This is a genomic window from Phyllobacterium brassicacearum, from assembly GCF_003010955.1.
Classification (GTDB): Bacteria; Pseudomonadota; Alphaproteobacteria; order Rhizobiales; family Rhizobiaceae; genus Phyllobacterium; species Phyllobacterium brassicacearum.
This window is the reverse complement of sequence record NZ_PGGO01000003.1, coordinates 257,813-271,586: the sequence shown is the minus strand read 5'-3', so window position 1 is coordinate 271,586 and position 13,774 is coordinate 257,813. Positions and strand designations below refer to the sequence as shown.

At 56.6% G+C, this 13,774-nt stretch carries 13 protein-coding genes, 1 other RNA gene and 1 pseudogene; 9 read left to right on the top strand and 6 right to left on the bottom strand.

Features of this window, described 5'->3' with window-relative positions:
* Positions 1 to 162: 162 nt before the first annotated feature.
* Entirely contained in the window at positions 163 to 1,371 is a 1,209-nt protein-coding gene (locus CU102_RS06505; RefSeq protein ID WP_106710203.1) for a multidrug effflux MFS transporter, read from the top strand.
* 311 nt (positions 1,372 to 1,682) lie between these two features.
* Here CU102_RS06505 and CU102_RS06495 read toward each other — a convergent pair.
* The 4 genes and pseudogenes from CU102_RS06495 to ssrA form a co-directional block, all read right to left on the bottom strand.
* A pseudogene (locus CU102_RS06495) lies at positions 1,683 to 2,458 on the bottom strand (DUF899 domain-containing protein).
* 50 nt (positions 2,459 to 2,508) lie between these two features.
* Complete coding sequence (locus tag CU102_RS06490) at positions 2,509 to 2,982, bottom strand: SRPBCC family protein (RefSeq protein WP_106710201.1); 474 nt, start codon at positions 2,980 to 2,982, stop codon at positions 2,509 to 2,511.
* Complete coding sequence (locus CU102_RS06485; RefSeq protein WP_106710200.1) at positions 2,954 to 3,316, bottom strand: ArsR/SmtB family transcription factor; 363 nt, start codon at positions 3,314 to 3,316, stop codon at positions 2,954 to 2,956. Before CU102_RS06485 ends, CU102_RS06490 begins: the two co-directional genes overlap by 29 nt.
* 138 nt (positions 3,317 to 3,454) lie before the next feature.
* Positions 3,455 to 3,812: a transfer-messenger RNA gene (gene ssrA, locus CU102_RS06480) on the bottom strand.
* A gap of 143 nt (positions 3,813 to 3,955) precedes the next feature.
* Here ssrA and CU102_RS06475 point away from each other — a divergent pair.
* The 7 genes from CU102_RS06475 to CU102_RS06445 all read left to right on the top strand — a co-directional run bounded on the left by CU102_RS06475 (position 3,956) and on the right by CU102_RS06445 (position 9,843).
* Positions 3,956 to 4,267, top strand: a complete 312-nt coding sequence (locus tag CU102_RS06475) for a DUF2853 family protein (protein ID WP_106710199.1) — start codon at positions 3,956 to 3,958, stop codon at positions 4,265 to 4,267.
* Positions 4,268 to 4,398: 131 nt separating this feature from the next.
* On the top strand, positions 4,399 to 5,193 hold the full coding sequence (locus CU102_RS06470; RefSeq protein ID WP_106710198.1) for a thymidylate synthase: 795 nt from the start codon (positions 4,399 to 4,401) through the stop codon (positions 5,191 to 5,193).
* A gap of 52 nt (positions 5,194 to 5,245) precedes the next feature.
* A complete protein-coding gene (locus tag CU102_RS06465; protein WP_106710197.1) occupies positions 5,246 to 5,746 on the top strand; it encodes a dihydrofolate reductase in 501 nt (166 codons plus the stop codon).
* Between the two features lie 192 nt (positions 5,747 to 5,938).
* Positions 5,939 to 7,042, top strand: a complete 1,104-nt coding sequence (gene hflK / locus CU102_RS06460; RefSeq protein WP_106710196.1) for an FtsH protease activity modulator HflK — start codon at positions 5,939 to 5,941, stop codon at positions 7,040 to 7,042.
* Positions 7,039 to 7,986: a protease modulator HflC gene (gene hflC, locus CU102_RS06455; RefSeq protein ID WP_106710195.1), complete on the top strand. Its 948-nt coding sequence runs from the start codon at positions 7,039 to 7,041 to the stop codon at positions 7,984 to 7,986. The genes hflK and hflC overlap by 4 nt, the downstream gene beginning before the upstream one ends.
* Positions 7,987 to 7,998: 12 nt before the next feature.
* Positions 7,999 to 8,184, top strand: a complete 186-nt coding sequence (locus CU102_RS06450) for a DUF2065 domain-containing protein (protein ID WP_106710194.1) — start codon at positions 7,999 to 8,001, stop codon at positions 8,182 to 8,184.
* A 111-nt stretch (positions 8,185 to 8,295) separates the two neighbouring features.
* On the top strand, positions 8,296 to 9,843 hold the full coding sequence (locus tag CU102_RS06445) for a DegQ family serine endoprotease (protein ID WP_106710193.1): 1,548 nt from the start codon (positions 8,296 to 8,298) through the stop codon (positions 9,841 to 9,843).
* 148 nt (positions 9,844 to 9,991) lie between these two features.
* Here CU102_RS06445 and serB read toward each other — a convergent pair whose 3' ends face one another.
* Positions 9,992 to 10,879, bottom strand: coding sequence for a phosphoserine phosphatase SerB (gene serB, locus CU102_RS06440; protein WP_106710192.1), 888 nt, complete (start codon positions 10,877 to 10,879; stop codon positions 9,992 to 9,994).
* A gap of 27 nt (positions 10,880 to 10,906) precedes the next feature.
* On the opposite strand from serB, the gene miaA reads away from it, so the two are divergent.
* Entirely contained in the window at positions 10,907 to 11,791 is an 885-nt protein-coding gene (gene miaA, locus CU102_RS06435; RefSeq protein ID WP_106710191.1) for a tRNA (adenosine(37)-N6)-dimethylallyltransferase MiaA, read from the top strand.
* A 4-nt stretch (positions 11,792 to 11,795) separates the two neighbouring features.
* Here miaA and CU102_RS06430 read toward each other — a convergent pair whose 3' ends face one another.
* Complete coding sequence (locus CU102_RS06430) at positions 11,796 to 13,676, bottom strand: ATP-binding protein (protein ID WP_106710190.1); 1,881 nt, start codon at positions 13,674 to 13,676, stop codon at positions 11,796 to 11,798.
* Positions 13,677 to 13,774 lie beyond the last annotated feature (98 nt).

The window sequence follows — 13,774 nt, the reverse complement described above, 5'->3', positions numbered from 1 at the left end:
TTGACATCTGTGTCCAAAATCTTTGACACGGCTTTTTAAGCGAGAGCACAGTCCTCCCAAGCCCGTGCGCTCCACCTGACGACCCCGATATCAACCTCTCCTGAGAGCAATGTGGCGCTGAGGCAATTCGGCTGCGCTACAGTTTCCTGAAAGACGTTCATCATGACGAGCTCCTTCTTTCGTACTGCCCTCATCCTTGGTCTCCTGACTGCGATCGGGCCCTTCGCGATCGACATGTATCTCCCGGCCATGCCTTCGATTGGCAAGGAATTGAGCGCGGAGAATCATGTCGTGCAGTTGAGCCTGTTGGCCTTCTTCATTTCATTCGCGATCTTCCAGCTGTTTTATGGGCCGATGTCCGATATGTGGGGCCGCAAGGCGCCGCTCTATATCGGGATTGGCCTGTTCGCGCTGGCCAGTATCGGTTGTGCTCTGGCAAGCGATATCGAGACCCTGATCGCTTTCCGCTTTCTCCAGGGCATCGGTGGTGCGGCAGGCATGGTTATTCCGCGCGCTATCGTTCGGGATATGCATACGGGCGTGCAGGCAGCGCGGCTGATGTCGTTGCTGATGCTTGTCTTCAGCATCTCGCCCATTCTTGCTCCGCTCACGGGCAGCGCCGTCATTGAATTCTACGGCTGGCGTGGCGTGTTCTGGGCAGTGATGATTGCTGCCTTCATCGGCTTGATCCTGCTTTCGACACAGCTAAAGGAAACCCGTCCACGGGATGCCCGCGCGGAAAGCGGTCTTGGAAGCGCCATGGCTGCCTATCGCCTTCTGCTCGGCGACCGCAACTTCCTGACGCTGACCTTCATCGGTGGCCTCGGTATTTCAAGCTTTCTGGTCTATCTGGCGAACTCGCCGTTCGTGTTGATCGATCACTATGGCCTGACGCCGACCCAATACAGCATGGCCTTCTCGATCAATGCGGTTTCGTTCTTCACGGTGTCGCAGTTGACCGGTTGGCTCGGCGACAGGTTCGGCCTGATCCGCGTGATGCGTCTGGCCGTGACAGCATTCTCGCTGACAATGGCGGCGATGGTTGTCGTGATGGGGCTGGGCTTCAACCAGCTGCCGGTGATGGCGGTATTCCTGTTCGTTGGCTACGGTTTCCTCGGACTGGTCATCCCCACGTCGGCAGTGCTTGCGCTTGAAGATCACGGCGAGATTGCCGGTACCGCTTCGGCATTGATGGGCACATTGCACTTTGTGACCTCAGCCATTGCCATGGTGATTGCCAGCCTGTTCTTTGACGGTACGGCCTTGCCCATGGCAGCTGGCATTGCGCTGTGCGCTGTGGGTGCCTTCATACTCACACAGGCAACGATCGGCTGCCGGCGTGTCATCGAGGCGGAAGCTGCTGCCGAGTAAAAATCTGATCCTCCGTCAGATACCAAGAGAAGGGCCCGGGACGTTGTTCCGGGCCCTTTAATTTGCAGTTCTGCCGCCGCAGATCGGTTGAGATATAAACTCGGCAAAAACTGCCCGCCCGCTGGCTTGCGCGCGGGCGGCATAATGCGAGACATGCTCAACCATTATAACTGAACCTGCGACCAGAGCGATGGCAGCGGCACCAAAGCCGATGGATGTCCGCGCGCCCGGCAGCCAGGCGAACAGGGTCCTCGACCCTGTTCGCCATGCGGTGATGAGGGCGAGGAGCAAGGCTCCAATAGCACAGCACATCACTCAGCCGCGTGTGCGCCACAGGCGCAGCCGGATGCGTGATATCGGCCAGTGTTGGCGACAGTGCCGCCCTTGCCATACATCGTCCATGGGCGGGCCCAGTCTACGAGGTTATGGTGCGGCCCGGGTTCATTGCGGCCCTTGGGCATGACGTCGAGATAGCCGTAGATCCCGAGGAATTGCTCGCCACCGCGATTAAATGCCGAATAGTGTGGAATATCTGACCGTCCTTGTCCTTGTAAAACACGCTGTCGCCAGAAAGGTCTTCGAGGCCGGTGTCCATGTACTCGTAATTATAGAACGCCTGCTCTTCCGCCATTTCCTTCGGCGTAAAGGATACGTTGAAGTCATAGTTGAAGTCGCTGTGGAAGGAAGAGACCCAGGGGAAGCGCCAGCCCATGGCCTTGCGCAATGCCTCGATCTCGCCGATCGGTGCCCGGGCGACCGCTACATAAGAGACGTCGTGGTTTTCCAGGTGAGCCAGTAGACCCTCGACATGGTCAACCTCAAGCGAGCAGCCAACGCATTGCTGCTCCTGGCCAGGCCCCATCATGAAGTGTTTGATGAAAAGCTGGCTGCGGCCGTCGAACAGTTCGGCAAGTGTCACTTTTCCCGACCGGCTGTCGAAGACGTATTCCTTGTCGATCTTGACCCAAGGCAGGGCCCGCCGCTGTGCGCTCATTTCTTCCTGGGCCTTGGTGAAGGCCTTTTCTCTGGCCAGCAGCGCGGTCCGCGCCTTCAACCATTCGTCCCGTGATGCGATCTCATGTTGCATGGCTTCCTCCTGTTGCGGATCCTCAATGGGAATGCTGACACACTTCGCGGTTAGTCCTGCGCTAGCAGTTCCTCGAGGCGGTCGAAGGCGCTGTTCCAGCCCTGCCCATGGCAGCGGCAATTTTCAGACGTATCGAAGATGCTCTGACGGAACGTCATCAGGGTCTTGTCGTGCTGCCGCTCGAAGGTGATGTCGACCAAGGTTTCCAGACCGGCGGTACCGTTCTCCTGATCCCAGGCGAAGGTGAAGGCAAGGTGCCTGCCAGGCACGATCTTCTGGTAGACGCCGCCATGCCAGAGCTTTTCGCCGGTGGCAGCGGAGTCGAGGCAAGCGCGCCATTTGCCGCCAACCCGCAGGTCCGCTTCCACATAGCTCGCCGGGTAGTCGCGCGGGCCCAGCCACTGCAGCATGCGCTTTGGATCGGTAAATGCATCAAACACGAAGGCGGGTGGCGCGTTGAACAAACGCTTGATGGTCAGGACGCGGCCGGCGGTTTCATTTGTCACGTGAGCTGCCTCGGACATCTTTCTCTCCATTGGTTTGCACTTCCTGCAAATATTCCTCTAGGCGATCGAAACTCTCCTCCCAGAAGCGCCGGTAGCGCTCCAGCCAGTCAGTCGCTTCCTTCAACGGTGCTGCATCGAGGGTGCATGGCCTGAACTGGGCTTCTCGCCCGCGGATGATGAGGCCGGCCCGTTCCAGGACCTTGAGGTGCTTGGTGACGGCAGGGCCGGACATCTGGAAGGGTTCAGCCAGTTCTGAAACTGAAGTTGTGCCGAGCGCTAGCCGCGCCAGGATTGCCCTGCGTGTCGGGTCGGCCAGGGCGGAGAAGATATGGTCTAATCGATCGGGTGTCATTTTTGGCATTGAACCATTCGGTTATTTAACTTATTGGTTTGGTACGCCACATCACTAGTCGCGTCAAGCAATGTTTTTGATTGCGAGCAGCCAATCTCAACGAATGGCGGGTCTGAAAACAGAAAAAGGAGAGGGGAAAGTGGAGGCTTCTGTTGCCAGGTGCCTCCGAACCCCGCCTAGAAGTGCGAACCCCTAGGACTTGATTTGAAGCTATCGCACCGCATTAAGCGGCGAGACGTGCTTCCGCATAGTTGTCGTTTGCAACTACTGAGTTAGCCCGATAACGGTGGTACAATGCCGGGCAAAAGAGCGATCTTTACACCCTTGTCGATCCTGTTTCGCCCCCGCCACAAGGCAGCGATATCAGCTGCATTGTGGTGGAGGCGCCGGGTACTGCCCCCGGGTCCAATGGGCTTATTGCATCGTCCGTTTATCACCATAGCTGACCGAAGCCAGCAGGACTTATATAGGGCCTGTTTTGTCGAATTGAAAGAGTGGATTGACTTGGAACGGATGCTGGGGAATGTTTCGAGGTGTCTAATGAGTCATCGCCTCATGCATCTGCCAGTTTGTGCGGTGTCTTAATTGTCAGGGAGGTTGCAATGCCGGGCATTGCACCTAGCAATCAGGGGATTTTTCATGAGTGACTATCTAAAAGATGTACGTCATTACGATGCAGCTGCCGATGAGGCGACAGTTGCGAAAATCGTCAAACATCTCGGAATTGCTCTGCGCAACAGGGATTCATCTCTGGTTTCTTGCACCGATCCGGACGAATTGAAGCGCGTCCGCACCAATTGGGTCGAAAAGAAGCTCGGCATCACCGATGTCGCCAAGGCAGACGCTGCGATTGAGTCTGTTTGCTCGGCCATGAAGGCGGACAACACCAAGAGCCGCGTCACCTTCTACTACCTGACAGCAAAGGCGCTCGACGCTCTCGGCGGCCTCTGAAAGTTGCCTGCCGTCAAACGAATCATCCCCGGCCAAAACCGGGGATTTTTTATGTGTGAGACTTCGAACTACCACTGTGGATCATCCATAAGCCGTAGTGCTTCGCTTAACTGAATCTGCTAAGAGAAGCCATGCGCACATATCTCGATCTCCTTCAACACGTGCTGGATACGGGTGCCGATCGCGGCGACCGGACAGGCACTGGCACGCGTTCCGTTTTCGGCTATCAGATGCGTTTCGATCTCGCAGCGGGATTTCCCATGCTGACGACGAAAAAGCTGCATTTGAAATCCATCATCCACGAGCTGCTGTGGTTTTTGGCTGGCGATACCAACATCGCCTATCTGAAGGAAAACGGCGTTACCATCTGGGATGAGTGGGCAGACGAGAACGGTGATCTTGGCCCGGTTTACGGCTATCAGTGGCGGTCCTGGCCGGCTCCTGATGGCAGGCATATCGACCAGATCGCCAATGTGGTCAATGCGATACGCAAGAATCCATATTCAAGGCGTTTGATCGTTTCGGCGTGGAATCCGGCGCTCGTCGACGAAATGGCGCTGCCTCCCTGCCATTGCCTGTTCCAGTTCTACGTGGCCGATGGAAAACTATCCTGCCAGCTTTACCAGCGCTCGGCGGATATCTTCCTCGGAGTGCCGTTCAACATCGCGTCCTATGCCCTGCTGACCATGATGGTGGCACAGGTAACAGGGCTGCAGCCTGGCGATTTCGTGCACACACTCGGCGATGCGCACCTCTATGCCAATCATTTTGAACAGGCGAAATTGCAGTTGACGAGACGACCCGGTCCTCTGCCGCAAATGCAGATCAATCCGGACGTGACTGATCTGTTCGCCTTCAAATATGACGATTTCCGTCTTGTAGATTACGTCGCGGAATCCAGCATCAAGGCTCCGATTGCGGTGTAGTCCGCTGCACGGACCTTCAAGACGAATACTCTTTGAAACGGATGTTGCCTGAATGATCAGTTTTGTTGTTGCGATTGCCGAAAATGGCGTGATCGGGCGTGAGAATGGTTTGCCATGGCGCTTGTCCTCGGATCTCAAACGTTTCAAGGCCACGACCATGGGCAAGCCTATCATCATGGGGCGGAAGACTTGGGATTCGCTTGGGAGGCCGTTGCCGGGCCGCACGAACATCGTCATTACACGCGATCCGGCCTTTGCCGTTGATGGCGTCATAGCGGTCCGGTCCGTTGATGAAGCGCTGGTTGTCGCAGGGAGCCATGCCAGCGCGGACAAGGTCAATGAGATCTGCGTCATTGGCGGCGGCGAGATTTTTCGTCAGACGCTGAACAGGGCAGACCGGCTCTATGTGACTTGGGTGTTGGCCGAGATTGACGGCGATGTCCATTTCCCTCCTATCGATCCGAAAACCTGGGAAGAAATCTCCAGCGAAGATTTCCCGGCAGGTGAAAAGGACAATTATGCTACACGCTTCGTCGTATATGAGCGGCGCTGATAGTTTCCGGATGATGAGAGCGATATGAAAATATCGTGATAAACGGGCTTAATCGTTTGTCTTTTTACCAAATCCGCTTGAAAAGCGACCGCGCGCGTTGAAAGCGTGCCCCGCCATCCCTATAAACGGGACATCAGCTTAGCGGGAGGTTGCCACTGGGGTGGTGCTTCTCGTTCAAATTAAGAGGTAGGAATGCCCTGGAGTAATCAGAACGGCGGCGGCGGCCCATGGGGCGGCGGCGGTAACAATAGTGGCGGCGGTGGCCCTTGGGGTCAGAAGCCGCAAGGGGGCGGCGGTGGCAATCCCCCCGATCTCGAAGACATTCTCCGCCGCGGTCAGGATCGTTTGCGCCAGGCGCTTCCGGGAGGTTCAGGCGGCAGCCCGGCAATCTGGGGCCTAGTTGGTCTGGCTCTGGTTGCATTCTGGCTGTTCCAGTCAATTTACACCGTTCAGCCCGATGAACGCGCCGTCGAGCTGCGTTTCGGCAAACCCAAGCCGGACATTTCCGAACCGGGCCTGCATTTCCACTTGTGGCCGATTGAATCCTATGAAAAGGTCGAGATCGTTGAGAAGCAGAAGAATATTGGCGGGCAGGGTGCTCGCGGTGCCAAGGAAGGCCTGATGCTTTCCGGCGACCAGAACATCGTCGATGTGCAGTTCTCCGTGCTCTACCGCGTCTCTGATCCCGTTGCCTATCTCTTCCATGTCGAAAACCCGGAAAACCTCGTACAGCAGGTTTCCGAGAGCGCTATGCGCGAGATCGTTGGCCGTAGCCCGGCGCAGGACATCTTCCGTGATAACCGCGCCGGCATTGCCAATGACGTGCGAGGCATCATCCAGAAAACCCTTGATGATTATGGCGCGGGCGTTGCAATCAATGCTCTGTCGATCGAAGATGCCGCGCCGCCTCGCGAAGTGGCCGACGCCTTCGATGAAGTTCAGCGTGCCGAGCAGGACGAAGACCGTTTCGTTGAGGAATCGAACCAATATTCCAATCAGAAGCTCGGTCAAGCCCGTGGTGAAGGCGCGCAGATCCGAGAAGACGCGGCTGCCTACAAGAACCGGATCGTGCAAGAAGCCGCCGGTGAGGCGCAGCGCTTCACGTCTGTCTACGACGAATACGTCAAGGCACCGGAGGTCACGCGCAAGCGGCTTTTCCTCGAGACCATGGAGCGCGTTCTCAAAGACTCTAACAAGGTGATCATCGACCAGAGCGGTCAGGGTGTCGTGCCCTATCTGCCCTTGCAGGAAATCTCCAGGCCGCGCCCGGCCACCGTCGAGGGGACAAAGCAATGAACCAGAACCGTTTTCCTCTATATGCGGGCCTGATCGCGTTCATCGCCTTGCTGGCTTATTCGTCCATCTTTGTCGTCAGGGCCGGTCAACAGGCCATCGTCCTGCGCTTTGGTCAGATCGTCGATGTGAAAGCCGATCCCGGCATCTATTTCAAGCTGCCCTTCGGTTTTCTCGAGGCTGATAATGTGCAGATGATCGAAGATCGGCTCCTGAGCTTCGAACTGGACAACATCCGTGTTCAGGTTTCGGGCGGCAAGTTCTACGAGGTCGATGCCTTTCTGGTCTATCAGATCACCGACCCGCGGAAATTCCGTCAAACTGTTTCCGGTGACGTGACGCTTGCAGAAGCTCGTTTGCGTACCCGCCTCGATGCTTCGTTGCGCGGCGTCTACGGTCTGCGTGGCTTTGAGGCTGCCCTGTCGGACGAGCGTGCCGGCATGATGAACGAAGTGCGCGAACAGCTTCGTCCTGATGCGGAATCGCTCGGCCTGCAGATCACCGATGTGCGTATTCGCCGGACAGACCTGACGCAGGAGGTCTCGCAACAGACGTTCGACCGCATGAAGGCAGAACGTCTGGCGGAAGCTGAGCGCCTGCGTGCACGCGGCCGTGAAGCAGCACAGCGTATTAAGGCCATCGCCGATCGCCAGGTTGTCGAAATCATCGCGGAAGCCCGCAAGGAATCGGAAATCGCCCGAGGCCAGGGCGAGGGCGAGCGCAGCCGCATCTTTGCTGAAGTCTTCTCAAAGGATCCGGACTTCTTTGCCTTCTATCGGTCGATGACTGCCTATGGCACGGCGTTGGACAACACCGGAACAACGATGGTGCTGTCGCCGAATTCCGAGTTCTTCCGCTATTTCCAGGACTCGAACGGTGCTTTGCCGCCGGTCAGCGGTACAACGCCGCCGGTCACTCCGGCACCACCAGCACCCGCCCCTCAATAGGGCGGCCTTGTGATGGTTGATTTTATGGATGCCGTAGGGTTGTTCCTCGTATTCGAGGGGCTCCTCTACGGCTGTTTTCCGTTGATTGCAAAGCGCTTGGCCCGCGATGTCAGTGAACAGCCGGATGGATTCCTGCGTATTGCGGGTGTTGCTTCCGTTGCAGTAGGCGTGGCAGTCGTGTGGCTGACGCGCGGATAAAAGGCGAAATCGTTCTCGCCTTTCATCAAACCTTCGTGTCGGCGGTCATATTTTTGTCTACTCTCGCCGTTCTGTTGTATTATCCGCGCTCATCGATAGAGGCCCGAACGCATGGTTTTCAAAACTGGTCGCCCCGTTCTCCGTTCCGCAACAGCGGCAATCGCGTTGATTGCCTTTGCTGCCACAAGTGCCACACCCGCGTTCGTGACAGTCGCCCGTGCCCAGACACAGCCTGTCCCTGTTCCCAACAGTGAACAACCGAGGGCGCAAGGACCGGCATCGGTGGCAGATCTCGCCGATGGGCTGATAGACGCTGTCGTCAATATTTCCACATCCCAGACTGTGAAAGGTCAGGATGGGGATTCGGGGCCTATACCGATGCCGAAAGTTCCGGAAGGCTCACCCTTCCAGGAGTTCTTTGATGAGTATTTCGGCAAGCAGAATCCTGGCCAAAACAATCCGTCTCACAAGGTTCAGTCACTCGGATCGGGTTTTGTCGTTGACGCCCAGCAGGGCATTATTGTGACCAACAATCACGTCATTGCCGATGCGGACGAGATTGAAGTGAATTTCAATGACGGCTCGAAGCTGAAGGCTGAACTGGTCGGCAAGGATACCAAGACCGACATTGCCGTGCTCAAGGTAGATCCGAAGAAGCACAAGCTGGTTGCCGTGAAATTTGGCGATTCGTCCAAGACCCGCATTGGTGATTGGGTCATGGCGATCGGCAATCCATTTGGCTTTGGCGGCACGGTGACGGTCGGTATCGTTTCGGCACGCAACCGCGATATCAACTCGGGTCCGTACGACAATTTCATCCAGACCGATGCTGCTATCAATCGCGGCAATTCCGGTGGCCCGCTCTTCGACATGTATGGCCAGGTCATCGGCATCAATACCGCGATCATTTCGCCAACGGGCGGTTCGATCGGCATCGGTTTTGCAATTCCGGCGGAACTCGCCTCCGGTGTCATTGCGCAGCTACGCGAGTTTGGCGAGACACGGCGTGGCTGGCTTGGTGTTCGCATTCAGCCCGTTACGGACGAGATTGCCGAGAGCCTCGGCATGCCGTCGAGCAAGGGCGCTCTGGTTGCTGGCATTATCGATGGCGGCCCAGTCGCCAATGGCTCGATCCTGGCGGGCGATGTCATCATCCGCTTCGACGGCAAGCCGGTAAACAACGTCAAGGATCTGCCGCGTGTCGTTGCGGAGAGCCCGGTGGGCAAAGAGGTAGACGTTGTCATTGTCCGCAAAGGCAAGGAGGAAACCGTGAAGGTTACCCTCGGCCGTCTGGAGGATAGCGAACAACAGGCGAAGAAGGATGACCAGACAGGTCAGGGTGAAGACGGTGCTGTTCAGAATGTCGACGTGCTTGGCATGACCCTCGATACGCTCAATGATGACACCCGCAAATCATTCGGTATCTCGAAGGAGGTTCAGGGCGTTTTGATCACCGAGGTTCAGAACGACTCGGTTGCCGCCAACAAACGCATTCAGGCCGGCGATGTGATCGTCGACATTGCGCAGGAAGCGGTTTCGAGTCCGGACGATGTCGCCGCCCGAATCGAGAAGCTTCGCGACGAAGGCCGTAAGAATGCTCTCCTTATGCTTGCATCAAAGACCGGCGAACTGCGCTTCGTGACACTTCAGATGGATTGATCCGGTCATAGGCAAAGCCCGACCAGGATTCGCACAATAGCTTTACGGATTTCGTACGGATTGCTACGATTCTCGTACAGGAAATCGCGATTTTGAGACAAGTTTTGCAACGTTCGCGCGAGAAATTGGTGTAAAGACGCGAAACGGATCAGACGACGAAATCCGACTTCCGGTAGCCCTGGATATAAAGGAGAGCGGTCAGATCGCCATGATCGATCCTCACCTTGGCCTGGGCAGCAACGGATGGTTTGGCATGCAGCGCCACTCCCGTACCGGCCAATTGCAGCATGCCGAGGTCGTTGGCGCCGTCACCGACGGCAATTGCCTCCTGTGGTGACAGGCTGAAACGCTCACAGATCGATGTAAGGGCTGCTACCTTTGCCTCGCGGCCGAGGATGGGCTTTTTCACCTCTCCGGTCAGGGCTATTCCATTGTCTATCAAGACGTTAGCACTATTTTCATGAAATCCGATCATGTCGGCGATGCGCTGCGTGAAGACAGTGAACCCACCTGATACAAGCGCGGTATAGGCGCCATGTTTCTTCATTGTCCGCACCAGTTCGGGACCGCCTGGCATCAACGTGATGCGGCTGGCAATCACTTTGTCGATGACCGAATAGGGCAGGCCTTTCAGAAGTGCCACCCGTTCGCGCAAGGCAGGTTCAAAGGCGATCTCGCCATTCATCGCCCGCGCGGTGATGGCCGCGACTTTGTCGCGAAGCCCGGCCTCTTCCGCCAGCTCATCGATACACTCCTGCTGAATCATGGTTGAGTCCATGTCGGCGATGAGTATCTTTTTCCGTCTAGAATCTTGATTTTGCACCACAATATCGATCGGAGCGCCATCGATTGCGCGCGTCAGTTCCGCATGGGCATCTGCGGCATACGTCCCGTCACGGAGGGCAATGTCACAGGCAATTCCGTCCGCCAGCCAATAAAGACCTGTTGCATTGACGGCAGCCGAGGCTTTAATCCCGAGAGAGGGTACCAAGCCTGATGTGGCGGGATTGGCGATGAGCGTGGCCATCAACGACATGGGCGATTTTCCGATTGGACGGTTAGAGTGACGACAAGACAGGCAATCCTGATAGCCGGACCGACGGCCAGCGGCAAGTCAGCGCTTGCGCTTCGTTTGGCAACCGAGACCGGCGGCGTCATCGTCAACACGGATTCCATGCAGGTTTATGATGTGTTGAATATGTTGACGGCTCGTCCGAGTCCCGAAGACCTGAAAGCTGTTCCTCATTATCTCTATGGCCATGTTTCGCCTATCACAGCCTATTCCACCGGCCGTTGGCACTCCGATGTCGAATGCGTGCTGGCTAAGCCAGAACTATATGAAAAGACTGTGATTTTCGTTGGTGGAACGGGACTCTATTTCCGTGCGCTCTTGGGTGGTTTGTCGGCCATGCCGGATATTCCTGCAACGGTCCGCTCCTATTGGCGCAGACAGGATGCCGAGCAAGGGGCGGAAAGGCTCCACGCTATCCTTGCAGAAAAAGACGCGTTGGGCGCGTCAACACTACGCCCGACGGACAGCCAAAGAATCGTGCGGGCGCTGGAAGTTTTCGATGCCTCGGGTCGTTCGATCGTTGAATGGCAGCGCGAAACCGGCAAACCGCTGATCGACACTGACGACGCGCGAAAGATTGTCATCGAGCCTGATCGGCAATGGTTGGGCGAGCGGATCGCATCGCGGTTCGGGATGATGATGAAGGGCGGAGCGATGGATGAAGTGAAGGCGTTGCTATCGCTTGGTCTTTCGCCCGATCTACCGGCGATGCGTGCCATTGGAGTGCGGGAAATTGCAGAGGTACTCGCTGGCCGCGTTCTGGCCGACGAAGCCGCGGAGCTTGCGACAATTGCCACCAGGCAATATGCCAAGCGGCAAATGACCTGGTTTCGCAACCAGCTTGGCGACGATTGGGAGAGATTACCTTATCCGTGAGTTGTCAGGTCTTGTCGTTGCGGAAAGTTCGGATCAGATCACTTGCCCGGGATCGTTCTGTGTTCTCGGGCTGAGGCTTCAGGGGCTCTGGATTGCGAACTGTCGTGTCGGTGCTCCGCCATTGCGACCGTGCCGGCTCCTGGGACAAAGTCGATAGGCGCTGGCTCGCAACTGGCGCGCTGACGATACCTTCCAAAGTGTCGGCCGTATCGTCACTGCCGCTGGTTTCCGCTGCATTGAGCTGGCGCATACGCATCAATATGGTGTCGAGCGATAAATGGGAATCGCCGAGGCGCACCGATTCTTGCGTTTTCGCCATATGTGCTGCGGGAAGCTGATCGGCAGGGATCGTCTCGAACATCATGCGCATGGGTGTCGGAACCGCTTCTCCGAAGGCGATGGCCTCGCGGTTGGCAATGGAAGACAGAAATCCGATCGTGCTCTGTGATGCTCCTGTAATGGCGCCGCGGATGATTTCCTGGTCCCGTTCGTTGCCAAGCCGCATCGCAAAGACAGTGCTGCATTGGGAAAGAATGGTTGCGTCCAGCTCACCCGGGCGCTGGGTGACGACCGAGAGATAGACGCCGTATTTGCGGCCTTCTTTAGCGATGCGGGCGATGGCCTGGCGCGTCGGCCAGAAGGCTGCATTCGCATCGGCAGGGATGTAGCGATGGGCTTCTTCGCAAACAACGAGTGTCTGCACGCGGCCATCACTGGATACGGCAAGGTCGAAAGCTATGCGGCAGAGCACCGATGCGACTGAATTGACTACTTCAGATGGCAGCCCGGCCAGCTGGAACACGCAAATGGGGCGATCGTTCTTCGGAATCCGGAAGATGTGCCCGATGGTTTGGCGCATCGTGTCGAGCGTCGTGGGCGCTGAAAACATGAAACGATAGCGTGGATCAGCAACCAGCGCTTGCAATCGCTGCTTGAGTGCTTTCATTGTCGGACGATCTGGTTTGCCATCCAACTGACCGATGCGCTCTTCTATCAGTTTGATAAGATCGGCCATCCGATAGGGCGCGGGTGTGTCTGCCGTCATCGACGAATAGTCGCGATCCTTTTTCAAAAGCGAAGCCGAGGTCGCAGCGTCGGCACTTGCAAAACGTTCCTTGGCGACCGGGATCAGGTCGCGCAATATATCGACCTCAGCAGGGATAACAGGTCTTCCGCGGAAGACGGCCTCGGCAAATTCTTCCAGCCTGAACAGCCAATAGGGCAGGTTAAATGTCGTATAGTCGATCGATATTGCATGCTCGGGAAACGCACTGGCAAATTCATTGTGCGGATCGAGGATCAGCACGCGCAGATCCGGGCGCTGCTTGATTATCTTGCGCAGGAGCAGTGACACCGCGCTCGATTTACCGACGCCTGTGCTCCCTAACACCGCGAAGTGCCGTGAAATGAGGCTATCGATCGAGATCAGCGCAGGGATATCGGCATTTTGCGAGAGGTGACCAACCGAGACGGTGTTCTTGAGGGTGGTCGTGTAGATTGTCGCCAAATCTGCTGCGCGGATGCGGTGAGCTATCGCGCCCATATGCGGGTATGTGGCGATGCCCGACGAAAATCGCAACGTGCCATCGGCTAGCGTTTTAACCTGACCGACAAGTTCGACATGGATGTGAATGCTTTGATCAATACCTTGTCCCCATTCGGCGATCGGGAGATCCACCTTGTAAACGAGGCCAACGACGCGGCTGGTGGCCACCTGGATAGATATCAGTTGCCCGACGACCCAGTAATCGTCTGAAGCAAGCACTGATGGACCGGTCTTGGCGTGAATGATGGCCTTCTCGCCATTACACTCGATGACATGTCCATCGGTTCGGTTTCGAACCAGTGGCCTTGGCTGTTCGGAGTGCAAGGCTTCAGAGCTCATTGGTGATATTCAATCCGGGAACTAATGGGAACTCTATTGTTTAGACTTGATCCGGCACTTTATGCTCAAGGCATTGAGAATATATTAGCGCAGTTGCT